Origin of the sequence: Haematomicrobium sanguinis DSM 21259, from assembly GCF_000688395.1 — a bacterium.
Taxonomy (GTDB): Bacteria; Actinomycetota; Actinomycetes; order Actinomycetales; family Micrococcaceae; genus Haematomicrobium; species Haematomicrobium sanguinis.
The window spans coordinates 71,494-95,282 of sequence record NZ_JIAG01000008.1 but is presented as its reverse complement, the minus strand read 5'-3'; the positions used below and the strand labels follow the sequence as shown (position 1 = coordinate 95,282).

Below are 23,789 nucleotides of genomic sequence, written 5' to 3'. Positions count from 1 at the left end.
GAGACACCGCGTCCGGAGTCCATCACTCTTCGCTGCCGGTGCTCAACCTTTCGTCGGCATGTCCGCGCCGCTCCAGGGCACTGCGGGCAATCAGCGCTAACCCGCGCGCCATGGTTTCCACCTCCATCGCCGCGACGGGCGGCACGTGCACAAAACCGGACGCGACCGAGGCCCCGGCGAGCGCGTGCTGCAACTGGTAAAAGAGCGCGTTACACACATAGGTCCCGGCGCTCATCGACGCTTCGACCGGGATACCGGCCTCCCGCATCGCCAGCACGGCGGCCTTGACCGGCAACGTCGAAAAATACGCATTGTCTGCGCCGGCAACCACCGGCTCGTCCAGGGGTTGCGCCCCGGCATTGTCCGGAATGCGCGCATCAATCAGGTTCACCGCGACGCGCTCAATCGACATCGCCTGCCGCCCGGCGGCCAAACCGGTAGCGATAACCACATCGGGTGCGAGCCGGGACACCTCCGCCGCCAGCATTCGCCCGGCCTCGCTAAAAACCACCGGCAGTTCCACGGCCTGCGCGTCCAGCCCCTCTGCCCGCAACAGGTGGGCCGCCAGCCGCGCCGCATCCCGGGACGGGTTGGTGGAATCGGCACCGAAAGGTTCAAATCCGCTCAGAAGAATCACGGAACCCCAGTGTAGTGGTGCTTTCACATTGCCCCAAGCACTTATAGGCTTCAGGTATGCCCCAGATTGATGCGATCATGCCCGTGTTCCCCGTTTCCAATATTGAAGATGCGATTGAGCACTACACCGCGCTTGGATTCACCGTCGAAAAGTACGACGGCGACGAAGCCTACGCCTACGTCAAAAGGGACAACGCGCGCTTCCACCTCTGGGAAGCCCCGGACATTAACCCGGAGGAAAACTTCTCCTCCGCATACCTGCTCGTCGATGATGCGGATGCCCTTGCCCAGGAGTGGACCCGAGTGGTCGAGCACCTTGAGTACGAGAGCCCGGTCAGCCTACCGGTAGACACCGATTACGGTCGCCGCGAAGGCGCGCACGTGGACCCGGACGGCAACCTCCTGCGCTTCGGGCACCGCATCTAGCGCCCCATATCTAACCGCGTGCACCCGCGGCATCCACCACGGCGAGCACAATGGGACGGTCCGCGGGGATCCAAGGCAACCCACCGCCGTCGTGCTTCAATTCCTCCAGCGGCACCCAACGCAACTCATCGTGGTCCTCGAGCGGCTCGGGTGAGCCGGAGGCGATCTCGCACAGCCACACCCGCATGCTTGCCGTTGCGCTAAGCGGCCAGCCAAGCTCGCTGTCCGGGTGCACCACCTCGGCGCCCAGCGCAATATCTACGCCGAGCTCCTCCCGCAACTCGCGGCGCAATGCCTCCGGCCCTGACTCCCCGGTCTCCACCTTGCCGCCGGGGAATTCCCACTGCCCGGCCAAGCGTTCCGGCGCGCTGCGGCGGGCCGCTAAGAGGCGGGTGGGGCTCGCGAGCGAATCGAGAATCGCGGCACCGACAACGGCAATCGTGGCAGAGTTCACAGTGTCAGTTTACGTACCGGGGTCGCGAGGCTTGCGCACCCGCGCCGTACACTGGAAAATTACGACGGCGATGCTCTCCTTCGCCACCCATCCCCCACCCGCTGAGGTACTTTTGCTAAATTCCGCGAGCACTCTTGACCGTAAATACGTGGCACTGGCGATCTTTGCGTTTGCGATCGGCGGTTTCGCCATTGGCACCAATGAGTTCGCCATTATGGGTCTGCTCGATGAGATGCAGCGCGCGCTTGGCGTGTCGACGGCGAATGCCGGTTACGTCATTGCCGCCTATGCGCTCGGCGTCGTGGTCGGCGCCCCGGTGTTTGCCGCGGTGGGCGCGAAGATGCCGCGCAAACGGCTGGTCGTCGGGCTCATGGTGTTTTATGCGCTGGCCAATTTTGTGTCATTTCTAGTCCATGACAGTTACGCGCTGCTCATGGTGAGCCGCTTCCTGTCCGGGCTGCCGCACGGCGCGTTCTTTGGGGTTGCCGGCGTGGTGGCGGCCTCCCTGGTTGCGCCGACCCGGCGCGCGTGGGCGATCTCCATGGTCATGATGGGCTTGAGCGTGGCAAATGTGATCGGGGTTCCGTTGGCCACCTGGCTCGGCCAAAACACGGTGTGGCAGTCCATGTTCTTAGTGGTCTCGGTGATTTCGGCGCTCTGTGTGGCCATGATGCTGCTGTACGTCCCACATGAGCCTGCTCCCTCCGAGGCGAGCATTCGCCGGGAGCTGGGGGCGTTGGGAAAGATTCAGGTGTGGCTCGCGCTGGCAACCGGGGCGATCGGTTTCGGCGGGTTCTTCGCGGTGTACACCTATGTCGCGCCGACGATCCTTCAGGTCACCAAGCTCCCGGATACCATCCTGCCCATCATTACGGCGCTCTATGGCCTGGGCATGGTGTGCGGAAATTATCTTGGCGGGCGGCTCGCGGATTGGTCCATTATGGGGACCGTGTATCTGGTTCTGGGCGCGACGGCCGTCGTGCTGTGCCTGTACAACTGGCTGATACCAATCCCGGTGTTCGCCTTTGTGCTCGTGTTCATCGTGGGCGCGACCGGCTCCTCCCTGGTGCCGGCGCTGCAAAGCCGCCTGTTGGATGCGGCCCCGCACGCGCCCTCGCTGGCGGCGTCCCTGAACCACTCTGCGCTCAACATTGGCAACTTTTTGGGTGCGTATTTGGGCGGTCTGGTCATTGCGGCCGGGTGGGGATTGCAGGCGCCGCCGCTGGTGGGGGCGGCACTGGCGTTGGTCGGTCTCGGGATTGCGCTGATCAGCGGGTGGTTGCCGATGCCCGCGCATCCCGACCACGCGGCGGGTCCGGAGTCACCGCACGCGGCGAGCGTCTAGGGCTTTTGGGGCGCTGGGATTTCGGCGCCCTCATGGGAGCGGTTCTGCGCGCCGTAAATATCCGGTTCCAGGTAAATGATTCTGGCGATGGGTACTGCTTCGCGAATACGGGTCTCAATGGCGTTAATGTGCTCGGCAATGTCGGTTCCCGAGGCGCCGGGCTTGACCGCAAACTTTGCGGCGACCAGGAGTTCTTCGGGGCCCACGTGCACGGTCTTGACGTGGATGAGTTGCGTGCCGTCTGCGGTAATCGCTTTTTCAATGGCTGCGACGTCCTTGGCAGAGGCGGACTCCCCGATCAAGAGCGACTTGATTTCAATGCCGAGCGTTGCAGCGAGGACAACCAGCAGGATGCCGATCATGAGGGTCGCGATGGCATCGAAGACGCCGTTTCCGGTGATGAGGGTCAGCGACACGCCAAAGAGCGCGAAGACGAGGCCGAGCAGTGCGCCAAAGTCTTCAATGAGAATCACCGGCAGTTCCGGCGCCTTGGCGTTGCGGATGAAGCTAATCCAGGATTCGCCGTTGCGCACGCGGTTGGATTCCTGAATGGCGACGCTGAATGAGCGGCTCTCGGCGATAATCGCCCCAATGAGGACCGCGAGCGGAACCCACCACCACGGCCCCTCGATCCCATGCGGTTCGCGGAACTTCTCGATCGACTCATAAATGGCGAACAGGCCGCCCAGCGAAAACAAAATGATGGCGACCATGAAGGCATACAGGTAGCGTTCGCGACCGTAGCCAAAGGGGTGGCGGGTATCGGCGTCGCGTTTAGCCTGCCGAGCCCCGAAGAGAAGGAGAAGCTGGTTGCCCGAGTCGGCCACGGAGTGGATCGCCTCGGCGAGCATTGCCGAGGAACGGGTGAGACCCCAGGCGATGAACTTCAGCAGTGCGATCGTCAGGTTTGCCAGAAGCGCCGCGATAATGGCGCGGTTACCGCCTTGAGTTGCCATGGTTCTCCCCTGTCCTGTGGTGCGATGTTCCCTCGACTACTGTATTGCGGGATCCCGGATGCGCCTAGTTGCCTGGGGCAATTGCTTGCGGTGTGTCCGCGCTCACTGGGTCTTGGCCGGGTTGCTGTGCCCGCGCCGAGGCGTAAAGGCACACCGTGGCGGCGGTAGCGACGTTCAAGCTTTCCGCCGCACCGTAGATGGGGACCGCGACGCGGAAGTCGGCGGCGTCCAGTTCCTCTGGAGCGAGGCCCTGTGCCTCGTTGCCAAGTAGCCAGGCTGTGGCTTGCCCGAGATCGGGCCGCGCTGCTGGGACGGCTAAATCGCCCGCGCGGTCAGGCGTTTCCAGGGCGCCGAGCCGGCGCACTGCGCTTTCGTCTTGTAGGGTGTCCAAGTTGTAGTGGCCGTAGCCGTCGGCGGCAAGTATCTGCATGTCGGCGCCACGCAATTCATCGACGAGCCTATCGAAGGGCACGCCTGCAACCACCGGTAAGTGAAACAGCGAGCCAACCGTGGAGCGCACGGTTTTTGGATTGTACGGGTCCACGCTTCCTTCGGTGAAGATCACCGCGTCCGCGCCGGCGGAATCTGCGGCCCGCAAAATGGTTCCCGCGTTTCCGGGGTCTCGAACCTGGGCGAGCACAGCGACAAGTGCGGGCCGGCGGTCAAGAACGTCCTCGAGGGCGGCGAGGTTCATGGCACAGGCTGCCACGATCCCTTGCGGCGTCACGGTGGTTGCCATTGCCGCTAACACTTGCGGCGTCGCGATCCGGTAGTCGACACCCTCCAGCAAATCCGCAATATCCGGTGTTGCCGCCAACTGCGCCTCGGTGACAAAGAGCTGGCGCACCACCGGCTTGTTGCCGGCATCGATTGCGGCGTGATGCGCCTTGAGCGCCTCCCGCACGGCTTGCGGACCTTCGGCAAGGAACTCGCCGCGACGCGCGCGGGCGGACCGTCCGGAGAGTTTGGCGATGTCACGGACGCGATCGGCCTGCGGGTTGCTCATGATTTCGGGCATGAGGTTTAGTCTAGGTCAGCCGGCCGGCCCCAGCGTCGCGCCGCGCACCAGGCTCCCGGCCAGCCGCCCATGCCGCGCGGAGCCCGTTGGTCGCGTGTCGGCGAGCACTTGGGACATTCTCTCGTCAACGCGCTCGATCTGTACTCACCGTTGGGGCAGTACTCCCCCAAACACACAAGTGCCGCCCTCCCGAATGGGGAGGGCGGCACTTCAACAAGCTGGATTCAGCGCGAAGGATTACTCCTTGATTTGCTGACGAGCCTCGCCACCGGCGGGCTCAAAACCGGCAGCCTTGGCGGACTCGATGGAGTCAAACCAGTATTCGGCTTCGGTCTGCTCGTACCAGGTGGAACCGGGCACGTGGTACTTGTTGGACTCGGCGTTGCCCTTGATGGTGTAACCCTTGGGAGCGTCGCCGCCCTCGGCCTTGACGGCACCCTTCGGAGCGGCGTCGGCGTCCTCCGCCTTTTCTGCCTTGGCTGGCTTCTCTGCCTTCTCGGCCTTGGCCGGAGCGGCCTTGGCAGCCTTCGGCGCGGCAGCCTTGGCAGGCTTCGCATCCTCGGTGCGCGGGGCGTTGACATCTGCAGGCAGTGCGTCCTTGGCGACCTTGACCAACACGGCGAATGCGGCGGCATCGGTCACGGCGAGGTCGGCGAGCATGCGGCGGTCAACCTGAACCTCGGCGGCCTTCAGGCCCTGGATGAGGCGGTTGTAGGTGAGGCCGTTCGCGCGGGACGCAGCGTTAATGCGCTGGATCCACAGGCGGCGGAAGTCGCCCTTGCGCTTGCGGCGGTCGCCGTAGCTGTATACGAACGAGTGCAGCAGCTGCTCCTTCGCCTTGCGGTAAAGGCGTGAGCGCTGTCCGCGGTAACCTTTGGCGCGCTCGAGGATAACCCGGCGCTTCTTGTGGGCGTTCACTGCCCGCTTCACACGTGCCACGTGCGTACTCCTTTTGTTCTGCCCGCGCTTGCCGCGGGACTTCGTTAGTGCCTAATGGCAGTGTGGATTAGAGACCGAGCAACTTCTTGATTGCGCGGGTGTCGGCCTTGGACACAATCTTGTCCGCAGCCAGACGGCGAGTCAGTCGCGAGGACTTGTGCTCCAGGTAGTGACGGCGGTTAGCCTGCTGGCGCTTGAGCTTTCCGGTGCCGGTCACCTTGAAGCGCTTCGCGGTGCCCTTGTGCGTTTTCATTTTCGGCATGAGACCGATTCTCCTTTGTGTTTAGAGGTCAGAGCCTAAGGCTCTTACTCCCCTGCTTTGTCCTGGGACTTGGTGCTCCGCGTGCTCTTCGCCGCGGTGCTCTTGGTCCCAGTGGTCTTGGATGTTGCGCTCTTAGCGGCGCTCGTCTTGCCGGCCGCGGGCTTGGCAGCCGTTGGCTTGGCGGTGACGTTCGACGGCGTTGCCGCCTTGGGTGCCGCAGGCTTGGCAGCCGATTTGGCTGGCTTGGCCGCGGCGGGCTTGGGAGCAGCCTTTGCCGCTGCAGGCTTTGGCGCGGTCTTGCCTGCGCTCTCGGCTTTGCCTGCGCTCTCGGCTTTGCCGGTGCTCTCGGCCTTGCCTGCGCCATCGGCCTTAGTCTTTGCGTCTGCGTTCTCGGCAATCTCGGCCTTGACCTCGGCAATGCTGTCCTCGGTGGCCTTCGCCTCGGCCTGCTTGGCGGCTGGCGATTCCTCGGCCTGCTCGGCCATGGCGGCGCGCAGTTCCTCAGGCATGAGATCCCCCATGCTTTGGGACATGGGTTGACCGTCGCCGGTCACGTCGATGCGACGCTTTGCCTTGGCCTCTGCCTTCGCGTCAGACTTGGCTTTCGCCTCATTCTGGGCGAGGGATTCGGCGCGCTGCGCGGCGCGGCGGGCTTCGGCTCGCGCCTCGGCCTTGTTCTTGATCGGGCCGATCACCATGACCATATTGCGGCCGTCCTGGCGCGGCGCCGACTCGACAATACCGGCCTCGGCAACGTCCTCGGCGAAACGGTTGAGCAAACGAATACCCATTTCCGGGCGCTGCTGCTCGCGGCCGCGGAACTGGATCATGGCCTTGACCTTGTCGCCAGCATTCAAGAAACGCAGGGCGTGGCCGGTCTTGGTCTTGTAGTCGTGGTCGTCAATCTTGAGACGGAAACGAATTTCCTTGAGAACCGTGTTGGTTTGGTTCTTTCGGGCCTCACGGGCCTTGACTGCGGCTTCATACTTGTACTTGCCGTAGTCCATCAGTTTGGCAACTGGAGGCTTTGCCTGCGGTGCAACTTCAACAAGATCAAGGTCAGACTCAGCGGCAAGGCGCATGGCATCTTCAACGCGAACAATACCCACCTGCTCCCCTGCTGGTCCTACCAAACGCACCTCAGGGACGCGGATCTGATTGTTGATACGTGGCTCGCTAATGTGAAACTCCTGTCACTTTTTGCTATCTATGCCGGAAACATCCGGCCAAGGAACCCCGCACAAAAGAAGAAGGCCCTCCTTTGCAGGTGCAAGGAAAGGCCTCGAATAGGGTTGACGAGCGCTGGCTCTATCCCGGATCGCTCCGGGCACAACCTGTACCTGGCAGCTCCGGTTGCCCGGGCCGAACAGGTGGGAGAGGACTCCTCTTGCAAAACTTGCCGCACACACACATCGCCGCCGGAGTTTTTCGCTCTGGCTTGTGCGCGATTTCACGCACGGGGATATGACCGGACAAGTTGGTCTATGACAAGCTTAGCAGTATGAGCACCGAGAGTAATAATTCCGAGCACCGCCACTCCTTTGATGACCCCGCCCACACACATGAGAACGAGGGCGAGTTTGTGGACGTCTCGGGTCAGGTGCGAGACATTGCCGAAGTCCCGGCCGTCGAGGTCATCACCACGACCGCCGTCCACCTGATGAGCGCCGCTGCGATCAAGGTGGGCCTTGCCGAGGGCGAGGATGCCGACGAGTTGAAAGACCTCGACGAGGCGCGCAAGCTCATTATTGCGCTCGCCGGGCTCGTCACCGCGGCCGCCCCGGAAATCGGCTCCCAGCATGCGGGGCCCTTGCGCGACGGGCTGCGTTCGCTCCAACTCGCCTTCCGCGAAGCCTCGGTCGTCCCGGATGCTCCGGGTGCGGGCCCAGGAGAAAAGTACACCGGCCCCGTCAACTAAAAATCGCCTGCCACCTAAAAATCGAGTGTGCAGAACACGCACGCGACACGCCGTTAAAGTGTGCATTATCTGCACAGTCGATTTCGAGTGTGCGCTTACGCGAGGATTTCGATGGTGCGTGGGCGGCACCTTTCGCGGCGCCACCTTCACCTGAAGCACGACGGCGCGTGGTTGCCTTTTGCGCCCACGGCGAGATTGAGTGAGCTACTTCACACCACGCCCCCCTGGCGTGCCAGACTGGCCGCATGCGCATTCTCATCTTGGGCGGCAACGGATTCTTGGGTTGGCATCTCGCCTCGGCCGCGGTGCAGGCCGGTCATGAGGTCACCACGCTTTCACGCGGCACGAGCGGCACCTTCCCCGAAGGCGTCACGACCGTTCATCTCGACCGCGACACCACCGAGCTGACAGAGAACGCGCTTCCGGGAACCTGGGATGCGGCCATCGACGTGGCGAGACAACCGGGTTGGGTGCGGGGCGTCGTCGAACATCTGGGAAGACGGGTACGGCACTACGTCTTCATCTCCTCGCTCAGCGTGCACCCACATACCGGTGCGCGCAGCGGGCTGGATGAGACCGCGGACCTGCTGCCGCCGTTGGACTCGGACCGCATGGAATCCATGGAGTTTTACGGGCCGGCCAAGGTGCGCTGCGAAGCCTACGCGGCGCGGTTCCCCGGAGCGGTATCGATTTTGCGCCCCGGACTGATCGGCGGGCCCGGAGATGTGACCGGACGCTCCGGGTACTGGCCGTGGCGCTTCGCACAGCCCGGCCCGGCTTTGGTTCATGCAGACCAGGGCGGCCCCATGCAACTGGTAGACGCGCGCGACCTCGCAGCATTTGCCGTCAATATCGCCGCCGGGCCTGCCGTCGGCACCGTGGACGTGACCGGCACCGACACCACGACCGAGGAACTTCTGCACCTCGCCGGATCCACCACGCGCAGCACGGTTTCAGCGGATACCGACTGGCTCAATGTCCACGGTGTCTCCCCCTGGATGGGCCCCCGGTCAATGCCGCTCTGGCTGCCGAGCACCGAATATTGGTCCATGTTTGCGCACACCGGTGCCCGCTCCCGCGAGCTCGGGTATAGCGCACGTCCGCTCGCGGACACACTGCAAGACAGCGCAGCAAGTTTTGCCGCCTACGTAGAGAACGCAGCCGGCAGCTCGCTCCCCTCGGGGCTCAGCGAACGCGAGCAGCAGGAGTTGTTGGATGCCTGGCATCGAGAAAGCGGATCCCGGTAACCAGCGCGCAGACCGCCAGCCCGCCGATTCCGGCGGCGAGGAATCCGGCGCCCGGCCCAAAGCCGTCAGCAAATACCCCCGCAAGCGGCGACCCAACCGCGGTGCCGATGGTCAGCGAGGACCCGTAAAGACCCATGGCCTTGCCGCGGTAGCGCTCGGGCACAATTTCCGCGACACGCTCGCTCGCTGCGGCGAGCACCGGTGCGCAAAAGAGCCCGGGCAACATGGACACCGCGGACATGAACACAATGTCTGTGGAAAGCGCCAGCAGCATAGTAGTCGCGCTCATGAGAAGCAGCAATACGGTGGCGCTGATGTGCCGTTTCGTCGCACCATAGATCACCCCGCCAATGGCAGAGCCGAGGCACCAGAACAGGAACACCCAACCGACCTGCACCTCTTGACCGGTTTCCTTGAGCGAGGACACAATGCCGACTTCGGTTCCGGACAGTACGATCGCCGCCCCCAGCGCCACGACGTAGACAAGCACCAGCGGCAGGGTGATCCAGCCAAAGCGCTGCCGCAAGCCACGCTTTGCGGGTGCCAATTTTTCGGCCGGCGCGCCCTCCGGCTCCGGCGTCTCGGTCGCGACGATCGCCTCGATACCCAGCGCGCCCGTCTGCGGGTTCGGGTCCGCGCCGGCATCCGGGAGAGAGGACAGCGGCGGATTCACGGCGTAGAACAGCACCCCGCCGAGCGCGGTCAACGCACCCATCGCGATCAGCGCCGGCACCGTGCCGATAAACACGGCCACCAACGTGCCGATCATGGGCCCAATCATGAACGCAAATTCGGTTGCGATGGAGTCCAAGCTGAATGCTGCGCGCCGGGTGGGCCCCTGGCTCATCGCCGCGAGCGATTGCCGCATCACGGTAAAAATCGGCAACGTCAACAGCCCGCCAATGAACGCCGCCACCATCAGCCCGGGAAGCGGCAGCCACGGAGCAATCGACCACACCAGAACCTCGGCCACAATCGAGGGAATCAGCGCCTTCCGCAACCCTACCGAATCGAGCCGGTGTCCGCGCCAGGGGCCGCCAATCGTCACGCCGATCGTGAACGCGGCGATCACCAAACCGGCCCACCCGTAGCCCAGACCCATCGTGTCCTTGACGTGAAACATCAGCACGAGCGAGATCACTGTTTGCGGCAGTCGGGCCACAAACCCGATCAGCAGCAGCCGGGAAATCGCGGGTTGCTTCAACAACACCGAGTACGTGCTCACCGGGGTTGCTCCTCCAACGGATGGACCGAAATTTCCAGCGAATCCACCATGGTCGCAAACGCTTCATCGCGACGGAGCGCCTCCTGCAACGCCGTCACCGTGGCCTGCGGGTCAGCATCCGGGTCAAGCGTGAGCGCCATCCGCAATTCCGGACCGACGCCGCCACCTGCCACGAGAGTCCCGGCCGCGGTGCGGCTTCCGATACCGCTTCCGGGATGAAGCACGACGGCGATGATCCCCTTGATCCCGCCGGTCACTTTTTCGACGGTGTCCACAATGCGCGGATCATCGTAGGAGGGCTTCCATTCGCGTTGTTGCGCCAGTGCCCACATGGCGGGGCGGCGCACCACAAACGTGTATTCGCTTCCGGGGTTCAAAACCAGTAGTTGCGCCTTCTCTTGCACGGCGGCCAGCGCGGCACGTGGGGCGTAGACGGCCACGGGGCGCGCCTCCGGATGCCACGACTCGAGACTGGCCACATCGCTAAAGATCGGGAGCGCGGCACGCCCGTCCGGTGCGGCAATTGTCACAAGTGCCATGTCGGCGTGTTTGTCGCCGTGCTCGCCCATCTCTTCGGCGCTGTCGCCGGTGATCGCTAAGACCGGAACAAACACGCGGACGTGGGCAAGTGCCGCAATGACTCCGTCTTCACCGCCCGTCCCCTCGGTGAGCCGCGCTAAGGCGTCGATGAGCGCGGTGGGCGCCTCACCGCCGTCGTTCTCAAAATTGTGCAAAGGATTGCCGGGGCCGCTCAGGTCCCGCCCCTCCCACGGCTGGCCCGCAGAATCCGCGGTGTTCAGCGCCGCTTGAATGTGGCCGGGCAGGTGCCGCTCGGGCAAATTAGCGCTCACGGGCGGTGTCCGGAGCACCTGCGACGGCGAGGGCCTGCGGCAGGGTGAAGGCGCCGGAGTAGAGGGCTTTGCCGACAATGGCACCCTCGACACCGGCGGGGACGAGCTCGCGCAGGGCGGCAATGTCATCGAGCGAGGAGATGCCGCCGGATGCCACCACGGGCTTGTCGGTCTTGCGGGCGACCTCTTTGAGCAACTCCAGGTTGGGGCCCTGGAGCGTGCCGTCCTTGGTCACGTCGGTGACGACGTAGCGGGCGCACCCGGCCTTTTCCAGCCGGTCGAGGACCTCCCAGAGGTCGCCACCCTCTTGAGTCCAGCCGCGTGCGGCCAGCGTGGTGCCGCGCACGTCGAGACCGACCGCAATCGCTTCGCCGTACTGGTCGATCGCGCGTTCGGTCCATTCCGGGTTTTCCAGGGCGGCGGTGCCGAGATTGACACGGGTGGCACCCATTTTCATGGCGGCGGCCAGGGACTGATCGTCCCTAATGCCGCCGGAAAGCTCGACCTTGACGTCCAGCTTCTTGATGACTTTGTGCAGGATGTCGCGGTTGTCGCCGCGGCCGAATGCGGCGTCCAGGTCCACCAGGTGAATCCATTCGGCGCCGTCTTTTTGCCACTGGAGGGCGGCCTCCAGCGGGGAGCCGTAGCTGGTTTCGCTTCCGGCCTCGCCTTGGACGAGGCGCACGGCTTGGCCGTCGGCGACGTCGACGGCTGGCAGGAGTTCTAGGCGTGGTTCGGCGACAAAGGGTGACATGTATCTTCTTCGGGTGAGGTGTCGGATGCGGTTCTAGTTTAGGCGTTTAGCCGAGCGTTTCGAGCCAGTTTTTCAGGAGCTTGGCTCCGGCTTCGCCGGACTTTTCCGGGTGGAACTGGGTGGCGGAGAGCGGACCGTTTTCCACCGCCGCAATGAACGGTTTGCCGTGCGTGGTCCAGGCGACCAGAGGGGGGCGGATGGCATCGTGGTTTTGGTCGAAGGTCCAGTCTTGTACGCCGTAGGAGTGCACAAAGTAGAACCGTTCGTCCTCGATACCGCGGAAGAGTTTCGAGCCTTCGGGGGCATCCACGGTGTTCCAGCCCATGTGCGGGACAACGTCCGCGTCTAGACGCTCCACGATACCGGGCCACTCCCCGAGTCCTGCGGTGCGCACGCCGTGTTCGATTCCTTCGTCGAAGAGTACCTGCAGGCCCACGCAGATACCGAGGACTGGGCGCCCACCAGCAACACGGCGCCCAATCAGGCGCGGTGCGTCAACGCTCTTGAGTCCCTCCATGACGGCTTCGAAGGCACCGACCCCGGGGACGACCAATCCGTCCGCAGCCAGAATTTCTTGCGGGTCGCTTGTGAGGGAGACTTCCGCGCCCACGTGCTCGAGCGCGCGGACCACGCTCCGCACGTTTCCGGAGCCGTAATCCAGGACGGCTACCTTGGGCATATCAGAGCGCGCCTTTAGTGGAGGGAACCCCGCTCACGCGAGGGTCCGGTTCGATGGCGGTTCGCAGGGCGCGTGCCAGTGCCTTGAATTGCGCCTCGACAATGTGGTGGGGGTCCCGACCGGATACGAGGGTCATGTGCAGACAAATGTGCGCGTGGAGCACAAGCGCCTCGAAGACGTGGCGGGTCAGCGAACCGGTGAAGTGTCCGCCAATCAAGTGGTATTCCTGACCCACGGGTTCCCCGTGGTGTACCAAGTAGGGGCGCCCGGAGATGTCGACGACCGCGGTGGCGAGAGCTTCGTCGAGCGGAACGGAGGCGTCGGCGAACCGGCGAATACCGGCTTTGTCACCTAGTGCTTGTTTGAGAGCCTCGCCGAGCGTGATGGCGACGTCTTCTACCGTGTGGTGGACGTCAATGTGTGTGTCACCCGAGGCTTGAATACTCATGTCGATGAGCGAGTGTTTCGCGAGGGCGTTGAGCATGTGGTCATAGAACGGGACACCGGTATCAATGTTGGCTTGGCCGGTGCCGTCTAGGTCGATGTCCACGAGCACGGAGGATTCACTGGTTTTGCGTTCGATCCGGGCGGTGCGTTTCTTGGTGTTGGTCATGGTGTGCTCTCTGTTGGGGCGAGCGGGGATGCGGGCGGGGTGGTTTTGCTGATGGTTCGCATGGCGTCCAGGAACGCCGTTGTTTCTTCCGCTGTTCCGGCGGTAACCCGAAGCGTTCCCTCGAGTCCGACGTTGCGGATCAATACGGAGGCATCGAGCAGATCTTGCCAGATGCGTTGCGGATCGCTGACGCCGCCGAAGAGGACGAAGTTCGCGTCCGACTCATAAACGGTGTAGCCCATGTCACGCAGTTCGCGCTCGATCCGGTCGCGTTGGGTGCGGATGTCATCGACAGCGCCGAGAAGTTCGTCCGCGTTCTCCAGTGCGGCGATGGCGACGGCTTGGGTGACGGCGGAGAGGTGGTAGGGCAGGCGCACCAGTTGCAGGGCCGCGACAACCTCCGGGGCGGCGGCGAGATAGCCGAGCCGGGCGCCGGCCAGAGCGAAGGCCTTGCTCATGGTGCGCGAGACGATTAACCGCGCGCGCCCGTCCAGGAGCGCAAGCGCGCTTTGGTCCCGGTCTTGAGCGAATTCGGCGTAGGCCTCATCGATGACCAGAATCCCGCCGGTTTCTTCGGTGGCTTCGTAGGCGCGGCGAATGGTCTCCAGGGTGACCGCCGTGCCAGTGGGGTTGTTCGGCGAACAGATGACGGTGATGGTGGGGGTGTGCTCGCGAATCTGCGCGGCCACGTACTCGCCGCTGATGGTGAAATCCGTGTTCCGGGGCACGGAAATGTATTCGGTGTCGGTGCCGCGGGCTAGCAACGGGTACATCGAATAGGTGGGCTGAAAGCTCAACATGGAGCGCGATGGACCGCCAAAGGCTTGCAGGATTTGTTGCAGAATTTCGTTGGAACCATTTGCCGCCCAAACATTGTCTACCCCGATGCCGTGACCGAGATAGGCGGCAAGCGCCGTCCGCAGTTCTACGGCGTCCCGGTCGGGGTAACGGTTGAGTCCGGAAACGGCCTTTTCGACTCGATCGAGAATGGACTGGGTGACCCGGTCGCTGAGCGGATGCGTGTTCTCATTAACATTGAGCAAGTGGCGGGCATGAATCTGCGGGGCACCGTAGGGCTCCTCGCCGCGCAAGGAATCGCGTAGCGGCAGTTGGTTCATGCGCTGGGTGGTTTCACTCACCACTCAAGATTAGGCGATAGACCGCGCCAAGGCCGAGCCAGCGTGACGTGCGTTACGCGAGATACGCCTGCTCTTGGGATGGAGTTACGGCGCGGGAACTTCGAGCTTTTGACCGGCGAGCAGGTTCGAGGACTCGAGATTGTTGATTTGTGCAATCTCGGCAACGACTTCGCGCGGGTCGCGGTCCGGGCTGACTCGCTCGGCAACCGACCACAGGCTCTCGCCGGACTTCACGCTAACGGATACGGTCTCGGTGGTGGACAGCCCTCCGGTCGATGCCTGGGCGGGGTTCAAAAAGGCTCCGAGCATCATCATGAGCGCGCCGAGTACGAGCAGTACCGGCAAACCGAAAAGCACAAAGCGACCGCGGCGGGTCAGCTTCAAGCGAGCCGGGGCCTTGGTTGACAACGTTGTTGCGATGGTTGCTGACATGATCTTTCCTCTTCTGGATGGGAACCGATCGGCGTTCGATCCGGAACTACCGGTTAGAACACGTATTCGATTCGTTCTATTTCAGTTTTAGCACCTATTCACGAAAAAAGTCCAGACACACTCGAACAAATATTTGATAAATCGTGACTGCGCCCTTACCGTAAAGGAAAAGATGCCTTACCCAGAAGCAGATCATCCGGCTCTGACATTGAGTTTTTGAGCTCGGCGGATCCGCGAAAATACAGGCATCCGGCGCCAACGCAGCGGGTGTGGGCGCCGCCTAACTGAAGGAGAGAACGTGGCGACCGAAGATGTGAACCCAGCCCCTCGCCGTCGTGCACGAAAAGAACCGCGAAGCCTCACGCCGCGGCAGAAAAGGATCCTGGAGTCTATCCAGCGCTCGGTCAACGAGCACGGCTACCCGCCGTCCATGCGGGAGATTGCCGATACCGTGGGCCTCGCCTCGCTCTCCAGCGTGACCCACCAACTCTCGCAACTGGAAAAGATGGGCTATCTTCGCCGGGATCCTAAACGTCCGCGCGCTATGGAAGTCCTGATCCCGCTGACGCTCAACGATGGCGAGGAAATGCCAGAGCTGGATCCCGCCTCCGATCTCACCCGTGCCCCGAGCGCCGTCTCCCTGGCGGAGCTCGGCAGTTCCTCCGATACCGCCATGGTTCCGCTCGTGGGCCGCATTGCCGCCGGCGGACCGATACTCGCCGAGCAGACCGTGGAGGACATTGTCCCGTTACCGCGGGTCTTGACCGGCCACGGCGAACTTTTCATGCTCAAAGTGTCCGGCGACTCGATGATCGATGCCGCGATCTGCGACGGCGATTGGGTTGTGGTGCGTCGGCAAAATGACGCCAGCAACGGCGATATTGTCGCCGCACTCCTGGACGATGAGGCAACCGTGAAGACCTTCCGTCAGCGCGACGGGCACACCTGGCTCCTACCGCAAAACACACAATATGAACCCATCTTGGGCGATCATGCGCAGGTCATGGGCAAGGTCGTCTCGGTGCTGCGCGCGCTCTAGCCGTCCTGATTACTTTTTCGTCTCGCGTGAATCCGGCGCGAGCCGCTCCAGGGCGCTCAAAACCACCGCGCGGTCGGTGGTGCGCCAAAACGGCGGGAGCGCCTTGACCAAGAACCCGCTGTAGCGGGCCGTCGCCAGTCGAGAGTCCAGCACGGCAACAACCCCGCGGTCTGCCATGGCACGGATCAATCGACCCGCGCCCTGCGCCAAACGGACGGCCGCATGGGTTGCCGAGACCGCCATAAACCCATTTCCTCCGGAGCGCTGGACGGCTCGGGAACGCGCTATCCCTAAGGGATCGTCGGGGCGCGGAAACGGGATACGGTCTATCACCACGAGTCGACACGCTGGTCCGGGCACATCGACCCCTTGCCAGAGCGTCATGGTGCCAAAGAGGCAGGTGTCTTCCTCTTCGGAAAACTGTTTCACCAGTGCGGACATGGAGGATTCGCCTTGGCAAAGAATCTCCACGCCGACCTTGCCGCGCAGAGCGGCGGCGGCATCCTCGGCGGCGCGTCGCGAGGAAAAGAGTGCGAGCGCTCCCCCGCGCGAAGCCTTGATGAGCGCACCGAGTTCCTCAATTTGCTCCGGGCTCACACCGCGGCCAGGAGAGGCGAGGTGCTTGGCCACATACAGCATGCCCTGCTTGCCATAGTCGAACGGGCTCCCGACGTCCACGCCCGTCCACTCCGGCGCCGCAGCACCGGCGAGCCCGAGGTCTGCGGCGACCGGCCCAAAAGTGTCTCCGATGGAGAGCGTCGCGGAGGTCAACAGCACGGTGCGATCGGCAAACAGACCATCCCGCAGATTCATGGCCACCGAAAGTGGTGCCACCCAGAGGGTCGCCGGGATGTTTTTGTCGACACCGCCGGTCGAGTAAGTGCCCGGCGGCAACGGGCGGTTGACCCACACCACTTCTTCGCGCGAATCGGCCCCGGTGATGAGCCGTTCGCAGACTTCGATCATTTGCACAAGCTGGCTTTTGGCAACCTGCTTGCCGCCCTCGCTGGCCTCGCCGTCCGTGTCCTGGACCGCGGTGAGCGCCTCGCGGCAGGTCGACATGACCACGGTGAGTGCTTGCACCACGTCATCGGTGGGCCCGGTAGGCAGCAACCCGTCATCGAGTTCGCGCAAGGCATCCTCGAGTCCGGCCGCGGCCGCCGCAAACCCCACAATCGCCACCGAGCAGTTGCGGCGCACGATGGTGTCGGTTTGGCGCACCGTGGCCGCGGAAATGGACGCGCTGGTTGCACTCGTGACCCGCTCGCGCAATTCATGGGCCTCGTCGACGACCACCGTGTCGAATTCCGGGAGCACCCCGGGATTCCCGAAGGCCGCCAACGCCAAGAGCGCGTGGTTGGTCACCACCACGTCCGCGGACTGTGCCCGCAACTTCGCCTTCTCGCTAAAGCAGGAGGAAATCATCGGGCACTTTTGTCCCAGGCATTCTAGCGCGGTGACCGACACTTGACGCCAGGCCCGGTCGCTCACACCGGGGGTCAGGTCATCCCGGTCACCGGTGTCGGTTTCTTCGGCCCACTCGCGCAACCGCACGATTTCTAGTCCCAGGTCGGTGCGCGGCACATAGCCCCCGGGACCTCCCGGCGACACTCCTGCGCCCGAGGCACCTGCGCCCGAGCCCGCGGAAGCACCGGGATCGGGAACCCCCAGTCCGTGATCAGAATCGTCAAAAAGCGGGGCCTGATCGTCGCTCGGGAACCCGCCGCCAACCTTGTGCTGGCAGACATAGTTGCCGCGCCCCTTGAGCAGCGCCACGTCCACCGGTCGGTCCAGTTTGCCCTCAAGCGAGTCCAACAGTCTCGGCAGGTCTCGCTTGACCACTTGCGCCTGCAAGGCGAGGGTTGCGGTCGCGACCACGGCCGGCCGGTCCGCGTTCATTGCGTGCGTAATCAGCGGGATCAGGTACGCCAGCGACTTACCGGTACCGGTACCGGCCTGCACCAGCAGGTGCTCGCCGCTCTCTAACGCTTCCTGCACCGCGGTCAGCATCTGTTCCTGGCCCGATCGATGCGCACCGCCCATCGCCTTTACCGCATGGCGCAGCAGGTCGATCGGCTCAGTCACGGCTCGAATATTCGGCCAGCCCCGCAGCCAACTCCTCGCGGACCTTGACCACGACGTGCGTCCCTTCGGCCTCATGCTCCAGGCTCAGAATCTCGGCATCTTGCGAGTGCAACCGGGAGACCACATCACCGCGATCGTAGGGCACCAGCAGGTCAAGGAGGATATTGGGCCGCGGAATCGTCTCGGCAACGAGCGACTTGAGCTCATCAATACCCGCTCCGGTGCGCGAGGACACCACCGCGGTATGCGGCTCTCGACGTTGGATCCGTTCAATGACCAACGGGTCGGCAATGTCGGCCTTGTTCAACACAATGATTTCGGGAATCTTGGACGCTTCGACCTCGGTGAGCACCTCGCGCACCGCCGCAATCTGCCCCTCGGGATCCGGATGCGAGGCATCGACGACGTGCAAAATCACATCCGACTCGCCAATCTCCTCCAGCGTGGAACGGAACGCCTCGACCAACTGCGTGGGCAACGCCCGCACAAAACCGACCGTGTCCGCAAGCGTGTAGCCAATCCCATCCGGAGTCACCGCGTGCCGAACGGTCGGGTCCAGGGTCGCAAACAGCGCATTCTCCACCAGCACACCGGCATCCGTCAGCCGGTTGAGTAGCGACGACTTCCCCGCGTTGGTGTACCCGGCAATGGACACAGCAGGCACTGAATTACGACGGCGATTGGCTCGCTTTGCCTCGCGCGCGGGCTTCATGCCAATAATGTCGCGGCGCAGCTTGGCCATCCGGTTGCGAATTTTCCGGCGGTCCAGTTCGATCTTGGTCTCACCGGGGCCGCGCGAACCCATGCCGGCACCGGCACTGCCGACCTGTCCACCGGCCTGACGGGACATCGACTCGCCCCAACCGCGAAGACGCGGCAACAAGTATTCGAGTTGCGCCAATTCCACCTGGGCCTTGCCTTCGCGGGACTTGGCATGTTGGGCAAAAATGTCCAGAATCAGAGCGGTTCGGTCAATGACTTTGACCTTGACAATGTCTTCCAGTCCGCGGCGTTGGCTGGGCGCAAGCTCGGTGTCCACGATCACGGTATCGGCCCCGGTCGCGACAACCATGTCGCGGAGTTCCTGGGCCTTGCCGGAACCAAAATAGGTGCCGGGGTCCGGTTTGGCGCGGCGTTGCAAAGCGCCGTCTAGAACCTGAGAACCGGCGGTTTCGGCCAACGCGGCGAGCTCTTGCAGCGAGTTTTCCGCCTCGATGAGAGTGCCTTCATACCAAATGCCGGCGAGCACCACTTTTTCCAGCCGGAGCTGACGGTATTCGACCTCGGTGACGTCTTCGAGTTCGGTGGATAACCCGGTGACCCTACGCAAAGCGTGACGATCGGCAAGATCTTGCTGATCGCCGTCGTATGTGGTGTGGCGAGTAGCGCCATCCTGCAACGCTTGCGCTCGAGGTGAGCGATCGCCGTCGTAATTCTCTGTGTTGCCGCGGCTCAAAATGCGGTCAATGACGTTCTGGATTTCGGCGTTGTCCAGCGTGGTTTCTGGCTCGGATGCGGCTTTGTTTTCGTGTTGAATAGTGAGCTTCCTTGAATGATTGGTGTTTCTCTATCGTAACGCTTTAACGCCTCGCGCGCAGAGTTTATGCCGTGGTTGTGGATAAGTCGACTACAGTTTTTGGCATGGGTGTTGCGGATTCTGGGCAGGAGCACTACTTCACGTCGCGGCCGTTGGCGGAGGAAGAGGTGCGGCCGATATCGGTGCGGCTTGCTGGCGCCGAGCGCTCGCTGGTCTCGGCTTCCGGGATTTTTTCGCCGGATGGCATCGATAAGGGCACCCAGATTCTCTTGGATGCGGTGCCGGCGCCGTCGCCCCGCGGGAACCTTTTGGACATTGGTGCCGGCTGGGGGCCGATTGCGCTGACCCTGGCGTTGCGCTCTCCGGAGGCATTGGTGTGGGCGGTGGATGTCAATGAGCGGTGCTTGGCGTTGACCGAGCGGAATGCGGCGTCATTGGGGTTGGAGAATGTGCGCGCGGCGGCGCCAGAGGATGTGCCCGAGGACGTGCGGTTTGACACGATCTGGTCCAATCCGCCGATCCGCATCGGCAAGAGCGAGTTGCACGGTCTGCTGTTGCGCTGGCTACCGCGGTTGGCTCCGGGCGGGACCACGTGGCTCGTGGTGCAGAAGAATTTGGGGTCGGACTCGCTGCAGCGCTGGTTGGATGCCGAGTTGGGCGCGGAGTTTCAGGTGAGCCGGGAGACGTCGGTGAAGTCTTTCAGGATCCTGAAGGTGCGCCGATGGTCCCGGTAGCTACGATTTCGGCGGGACCGGCGAGTTCCACCTCTTCGCTGCCGTCTCCGGTGCGGTTGCTTTCCGAGGTCTGCAGAAATCTGACCTGCACCTGGCCGCCTGGGACGTTGACATTCCATTCGTTGGGCGCATGTTCGCCCGCCCAATACCGCACCGCGGCCGCGGCGGCGCAGGCGCCGGTGCCGCAGGATTGGGTTTCGCCGACCCCGCGTTCGGACACGCGCATGGTGATGGTGGCGGTGCCGTTTGTCACGAGCGGGTCCGCTGGCACGACGAGTTCAACGTTGGTGCCGTTGTCCGGCTGCGGCTCTACCCGCGGTTGCTCGCGGAGGTCCGCTTTGTCGAGTTCGCTCTGTTGGGCCAGCGCCACTACCGTGTGCGGGTTGCCCATGCTGATGGAGAGAGCTGGGCGCGGCACCTCGAGGGCGTTGATGCCGACAATGACGTCCGAGCCCTGCTCTTCGGCTTCCTGCTTGTAGATGAGAGACCACGGCCCCAGGTTTGCGGCGTATCCGGTGTCGGTGCGGCGCACGTCCTTGACACCGGCGCGCGTGCCGACCGCGATGCTTTCGCCCGGCGGGAGGTCGATGTACCCCAGATCGAGGAGCGCCTGCACGAAGACCCGGACCCCGTTGCCGCACATTTCGGCCAGGGAGCCGTCCGCGTTGCGGTAGTCCATGAACCACTCGGTGGCCTGGATTTCTGCCGCGACCGTTTCCGAAGCATCCTCAGGTCTAAGCTTTTCTGTGCGTACGAGTCGGATTACCCCGTCGGCGCCGATGCCCTTGTGCCGGTCGGTCCACTCCCGGACTTGGCTGGCGCTAATGGTGAGTTCGCCGTCGGCGTCCGGGATGAGGATGAAGTCGTTGCCGGTGCCGTGGCCTTTGAGGAAGGGAATGGGTGCGCTCACGCTTCTAGCCTATCGTTGCCGCGTGCCGAGTGCCGGATAGCTGCTTCGGCGCTGTCGGTGACGTTGGCGGTGACGCTGGCCGCCGCGCGGTGTTCCAACGGGTTGAACCAGGTGACACGCGGATCTGCCCGGAACCAGGTGAGTTGGCGTTTGGCGAATTGCCTGGTGGCACGTTGTGTGGACTCGATGGCTTCCGGTTCGCTCAATTGCCCATCCAGAACCGCAAGGAATTGTCGGTAGCCAATTGCGTGCGGCGCGGTACTCCCCTCCCTGAGACCTTGTCCTTCCAGCGCGGCGACCTCTTCCAAGAGACCGCCGCGCGCCATGTCCAGTACGCGTTGATTGATCCGCTCGTGGAGTACCTCCCGATCCAGGGTGACACCGATCTGGACTGCCGGCGCGGCATACTCCCGTTGCGGCATGAAGGAGGTAAAGGTGCGCCCGGTAATCTCGAAGACTTCAAGCGCCCGAATGATCCGGCGGTTATCCGTGAGTTTGGCCGCCGAGGCAGGGTCCACTTCGTGAAGACGCGTGAGCAGCGCGGCGATCCCGCGCGTTTCGGCCTCGTTTTCTAACCGTGCCCGAACGTCCGGGTCCGTGGGCGGCAGTTCCAGGACATCGAGGGCCGCGCGGACGTAGAGCCCAGACCCGCCCACCAGTATGGGTGTGCGGGCGCGGGCCTGTATTTCCTCGATGGCCCGGCGGGCATCCGCTTGGAATTGCGCCACGCTTGCCTCATCGCGAACATCCATGATGTCAATGAGGTGATGCGCAATGCCGCGCCGCTCGTCGATCGGCAGTTTGGCGGTGCCGATGTCCATGCCGCGATAGAACTGCATGGAGTCGGCGTTGATGATTTCCCCGTCCAACCGTTCCGCGAGGTCTAGGGAGAGCGCGGTTTTACCGGACGCGGTGGGCCCGACAATCGCGACGATGGGCAGGCGCCCGGGCAGGTTAGCCATGGTGGAAACTGCCTGAATTCACGAGGCTGCCGCTAAGAACGCGCGCGAATGCCGGCCCCGGCACCGCCAAGCGTCGGCATACCGAGCGACACCGGGCCACCCGCGGCACCCGCACTCGACGCCCCGCCCACCGGTACACCGCACGATTCTGCCTGGGAGCGATCCCACGCCTCCCCGGACCGAGTGCGCCGCACCGCATATTCGGCGGCCGCCGGGTCAGAGACCAAGTGGAACGCGGCGGCTCCCGTCACAGGCACGGTCACGACGTCCCCCGGACGCGGCACCTCGGCGCCTTCTGGCACGCTGAAGTGGATGAGCCGGAAGTCCTCGGTGCGCCCGCTCAGGCGATGGGTCTGCTCTGCCTTCTTACCGGTAGCCGCCGAGACCAGGACCTGCACCGTTTTGCCGACCTGCTTCTGGTTCTCCTCCGCGCTGATCCGATCCTGGAGCGCGACCAAACGCTCAAACCGTTCCTGGACCACGGCCTTGGGAAGCTGGTCCGGCATGGTTACCGCCGGGGTTCCCGGGCGGATCGAATACTGGAACGTGAACGCGCTGGAGAACCGGGACGCCTCGACAACGTCGAGGGTCGCCTGGAAGTCCTCCTCGGTTTCGCCTGGGAACCCGACAATGATGTCGGTGGTGATGGCTGCGTTTGGGATGCGCTCGCGCACCTTCTCCAAAATCCCCAAGAACTTCTTAGAACGGTAGGAGCGGCGCATATCCTTCAAAACCTTGTCCGAGCCGGACTGCAAGGGCATGTGCAGCTGCGGCATGACATTCGGTGTTTCGGCCATCGCGTCGATCACGTCATCGGTGAAAGCCGCAGGGTGCGGCGAGGTGAAGCGCACCCGCTCCAAGCCTTCGATCTGCCCGCACGCGCGCAACAACTTGGCAAAGGCCCCGCGGTCGCCGAACTCCACGCCATAGGTATTCACGTTTTGGCCCAGCAGGGTCACTTCGACGGCACCGTCATCAACCAACGCCTGTACCTCGGCCAGAATGTCGCCGGGCCGCCGGTCGCGTTCCTTACCGCGCAAGGACGGCACAATGCAGAACGTGCACGTGTTGTTGCAACCCACCGATATGGACACCCAGCCCGAGTGCACGGATTCGCGCTTGGTCGGCAGTGTCGAGGGGAACACATCCAGCGACTCCAGGATCTCTAGTTGCGCCTCGTTGTTGTGCCGCGCGCGCTCCAGCAGCGCTGGCAGAGAACCAATATTGTGGGTGCCGAAAACGGCGTCCACCCACGGCGCCTTCTTGACGATCGTGTCCTGATCCTTTTGCGCCAAGCACCCGCCAACGGCAATTTGCATGCCGGGATGCGCTTCCTTGATCGGCGCGAGGTGCCCCAAATTGCCGTAAAGCTTGTTGTCGGCATTCTCCCGAACCGCACACGTATTGAAGACGATCACGTCCGCCAGCTCGGTCTCCGACGGCACATATCCGGCGTCCTCGAGCAGCCCGGAGATTCGCTCGGAATCGTGCACATTCATTTGGCAGCCGTAGGTGCGCACGGCATAAGTGCGCGGCGCGGCATCGCTCGCGCCGGAAACGTCAGGGGAAATGCTGGTCAAACTCACCGTTAAAGGGTACGCCGTGCGCTCGGCCCCCGGCCAATCCGC

The 23,789-nt window shown here is 63.5% G+C and carries 25 protein-coding genes; 6 read left to right on the top strand and 19 right to left on the bottom strand.

Features of this window, described 5'->3' with window-relative positions; genetic code table 11:
• Nucleotides 1–22: 22 nt before the first annotated feature.
• The gene (locus O148_RS0108575) at nucleotides 23–637 is read right to left on the bottom strand and encodes a pyroglutamyl-peptidase I (RefSeq protein ID WP_075204331.1); all 615 of its coding nucleotides are present in this window, start codon (nucleotides 635–637) and stop codon (nucleotides 23–25) included.
• Between the two features lie 56 nt (nucleotides 638–693).
• On the opposite strand from O148_RS0108575, the gene O148_RS0108570 reads away from it, so the two are divergent.
• The gene (locus O148_RS0108570) at nucleotides 694–1,062 is read left to right on the top strand and encodes a bleomycin resistance protein (protein ID WP_026530581.1); all 369 of its coding nucleotides are present in this window, start codon (nucleotides 694–696) and stop codon (nucleotides 1,060–1,062) included.
• A gap of 10 nt (nucleotides 1,063–1,072) precedes the next feature.
• Here the strand turns inward: O148_RS0108570 and O148_RS0108565 are convergent, their stop codons facing one another.
• Nucleotides 1,073–1,516 (bottom strand): (deoxy)nucleoside triphosphate pyrophosphohydrolase, encoded by a 444-nt coding sequence (locus tag O148_RS0108565; RefSeq protein WP_026530580.1) that lies wholly within the window; start codon nucleotides 1,514–1,516, stop codon nucleotides 1,073–1,075.
• A gap of 70 nt (nucleotides 1,517–1,586) precedes the next feature.
• On the opposite strand from O148_RS0108565, the gene O148_RS15730 reads away from it, so the two are divergent.
• On the top strand, nucleotides 1,587–2,861 hold the full coding sequence (locus O148_RS15730; protein WP_075204330.1) for an MFS transporter: 1,275 nt from the start codon (nucleotides 1,587–1,589) through the stop codon (nucleotides 2,859–2,861).
• Here the strand turns inward: O148_RS15730 and O148_RS15725 are convergent.
• From O148_RS15725 to infC, 5 genes are all read right to left on the bottom strand, one after another.
• Entirely contained in the window at nucleotides 2,858–3,817 is a 960-nt protein-coding gene (locus O148_RS15725) for a cation diffusion facilitator family transporter (protein ID WP_051620027.1), read from the bottom strand. The two genes, O148_RS15730 and O148_RS15725, sit on opposite strands and share 4 nt — an antisense overlap.
• Nucleotides 3,818–3,881: 64 nt before the next feature.
• A complete protein-coding gene (locus O148_RS15720; protein WP_035745551.1) occupies nucleotides 3,882–4,835 on the bottom strand; it encodes a TrmH family RNA methyltransferase in 954 nt (317 codons plus the stop codon).
• Between the two features lie 237 nt (nucleotides 4,836–5,072).
• Nucleotides 5,073–5,774, bottom strand: a complete 702-nt coding sequence (gene rplT, locus O148_RS0108545) for a 50S ribosomal protein L20, sunset domain variant (RefSeq protein WP_026530579.1) — start codon at nucleotides 5,772–5,774, stop codon at nucleotides 5,073–5,075.
• Nucleotides 5,775–5,841: 67 nt separating this feature from the next.
• Nucleotides 5,842–6,036, bottom strand: coding sequence for a 50S ribosomal protein L35 (gene rpmI / locus O148_RS0108540; RefSeq protein ID WP_026530578.1), 195 nt, complete (start codon nucleotides 6,034–6,036; stop codon nucleotides 5,842–5,844).
• A gap of 44 nt (nucleotides 6,037–6,080) precedes the next feature.
• Nucleotides 6,081–7,175: a translation initiation factor IF-3 gene (infC, locus tag O148_RS15715; RefSeq protein WP_240470832.1), complete on the bottom strand. Its 1,095-nt coding sequence runs from the start codon at nucleotides 7,173–7,175 to the stop codon at nucleotides 6,081–6,083.
• 362 nt (nucleotides 7,176–7,537) lie between these two features.
• Between infC and O148_RS0108530 the strand changes: the two genes are divergently transcribed.
• Nucleotides 7,538–7,954: a DUF1844 domain-containing protein gene (locus tag O148_RS0108530; RefSeq protein WP_026530577.1), complete on the top strand. Its 417-nt coding sequence runs from the start codon at nucleotides 7,538–7,540 to the stop codon at nucleotides 7,952–7,954.
• A gap of 245 nt (nucleotides 7,955–8,199) precedes the next feature.
• On the top strand, nucleotides 8,200–9,201 hold the full coding sequence (locus tag O148_RS0108525) for an NAD-dependent epimerase/dehydratase family protein (protein WP_026530576.1): 1,002 nt from the start codon (nucleotides 8,200–8,202) through the stop codon (nucleotides 9,199–9,201).
• On the opposite strand, the gene O148_RS15710 is transcribed toward O148_RS0108525, so the two are convergent.
• From O148_RS15710 to O148_RS0108490, 7 genes are all read right to left on the bottom strand, one after another.
• Nucleotides 9,140–10,426, bottom strand: a complete 1,287-nt coding sequence (locus O148_RS15710) for an MFS transporter (protein ID WP_051620026.1) — start codon at nucleotides 10,424–10,426, stop codon at nucleotides 9,140–9,142. The genes O148_RS0108525 and O148_RS15710 overlap by 62 nt on opposite strands.
• Entirely contained in the window at nucleotides 10,423–11,277 is an 855-nt protein-coding gene (locus O148_RS0108515; RefSeq protein ID WP_026530575.1) for an SseB family protein, read from the bottom strand. The genes O148_RS15710 and O148_RS0108515 overlap by 4 nt, the downstream gene beginning before the upstream one ends.
• On the bottom strand, nucleotides 11,267–12,031 hold the full coding sequence (priA, locus tag O148_RS0108510) for a bifunctional 1-(5-phosphoribosyl)-5-((5-phosphoribosylamino)methylideneamino)imidazole-4-carboxamide isomerase/phosphoribosylanthranilate isomerase PriA (RefSeq protein WP_026530574.1): 765 nt from the start codon (nucleotides 12,029–12,031) through the stop codon (nucleotides 11,267–11,269). Before priA ends, O148_RS0108515 begins: the two co-directional genes overlap by 11 nt.
• Nucleotides 12,032–12,077: 46 nt before the next feature.
• The gene (gene hisH / locus O148_RS0108505; RefSeq protein ID WP_026530573.1) at nucleotides 12,078–12,710 is read right to left on the bottom strand and encodes an imidazole glycerol phosphate synthase subunit HisH; all 633 of its coding nucleotides are present in this window, start codon (nucleotides 12,708–12,710) and stop codon (nucleotides 12,078–12,080) included.
• 1 nt (nucleotide 12,711) lies between these two features.
• A complete protein-coding gene (gene hisB / locus O148_RS0108500; RefSeq protein ID WP_026530572.1) occupies nucleotides 12,712–13,323 on the bottom strand; it encodes an imidazoleglycerol-phosphate dehydratase HisB in 612 nt (203 codons plus the stop codon).
• Nucleotides 13,320–14,462 carry a histidinol-phosphate transaminase gene (locus tag O148_RS0108495; RefSeq protein ID WP_026530571.1) on the bottom strand — a complete coding sequence of 381 codons (1,143 nt, stop codon included), beginning with the start codon at nucleotides 14,460–14,462 and terminating at the stop codon, nucleotides 13,320–13,322. The genes hisB and O148_RS0108495 overlap by 4 nt, the downstream gene beginning before the upstream one ends.
• Nucleotides 14,463–14,546: 84 nt before the next feature.
• Entirely contained in the window at nucleotides 14,547–14,894 is a 348-nt protein-coding gene (locus tag O148_RS0108490) for a LysM peptidoglycan-binding domain-containing protein (protein ID WP_026530570.1), read from the bottom strand.
• Nucleotides 14,895–15,192: 298 nt separating this feature from the next.
• Here O148_RS0108490 and lexA point away from each other — a divergent pair, with 298 nt between their 5' ends.
• On the top strand, nucleotides 15,193–15,933 hold the full coding sequence (gene lexA, locus O148_RS0108485; RefSeq protein WP_051620024.1) for a transcriptional repressor LexA: 741 nt from the start codon (nucleotides 15,193–15,195) through the stop codon (nucleotides 15,931–15,933).
• A gap of 9 nt (nucleotides 15,934–15,942) precedes the next feature.
• Here the strand turns inward: lexA and O148_RS0108480 are convergent, their stop codons facing one another.
• Together O148_RS0108480 and hflX are read right to left on the bottom strand one after the other, a co-directional pair.
• Nucleotides 15,943–17,976 (bottom strand): ATP-dependent DNA helicase, encoded by a 2,034-nt coding sequence (locus O148_RS0108480; protein ID WP_240470840.1) that lies wholly within the window; start codon nucleotides 17,974–17,976, stop codon nucleotides 15,943–15,945.
• A gap of 34 nt (nucleotides 17,977–18,010) precedes the next feature.
• Nucleotides 18,011–19,417, bottom strand: a complete 1,407-nt coding sequence (hflX, locus tag O148_RS0108475; RefSeq protein WP_420805778.1) for a GTPase HflX — start codon at nucleotides 19,415–19,417, stop codon at nucleotides 18,011–18,013.
• A gap of 242 nt (nucleotides 19,418–19,659) precedes the next feature.
• On the opposite strand from hflX, the gene O148_RS0108470 reads away from it, so the two are divergent.
• Nucleotides 19,660–20,289, top strand: coding sequence for a class I SAM-dependent methyltransferase (locus tag O148_RS0108470; protein ID WP_026530566.1), 630 nt, complete (start codon nucleotides 19,660–19,662; stop codon nucleotides 20,287–20,289).
• On the opposite strand, the gene dapF is transcribed toward O148_RS0108470, so the two are convergent.
• The 3 genes from dapF to miaB are packed head-to-tail and all read right to left on the bottom strand — an operon-like array spanning nucleotide 20,255 to nucleotide 23,747.
• Complete coding sequence (gene dapF, locus O148_RS15705; RefSeq protein WP_051620023.1) at nucleotides 20,255–21,199, bottom strand: diaminopimelate epimerase; 945 nt, start codon at nucleotides 21,197–21,199, stop codon at nucleotides 20,255–20,257. The genes O148_RS0108470 and dapF overlap by 35 nt on opposite strands.
• A complete protein-coding gene (miaA, locus tag O148_RS15700; RefSeq protein WP_035745549.1) occupies nucleotides 21,196–22,161 on the bottom strand; it encodes a tRNA (adenosine(37)-N6)-dimethylallyltransferase MiaA in 966 nt (321 codons plus the stop codon). The genes dapF and miaA overlap by 4 nt, the downstream gene beginning before the upstream one ends.
• A gap of 32 nt (nucleotides 22,162–22,193) precedes the next feature.
• The gene (miaB, locus tag O148_RS0108455) at nucleotides 22,194–23,747 is read right to left on the bottom strand and encodes a tRNA (N6-isopentenyl adenosine(37)-C2)-methylthiotransferase MiaB (RefSeq protein ID WP_026530565.1); all 1,554 of its coding nucleotides are present in this window, start codon (nucleotides 23,745–23,747) and stop codon (nucleotides 22,194–22,196) included.
• Between the last annotated feature and the right edge of the window lie 42 nt (nucleotides 23,748–23,789).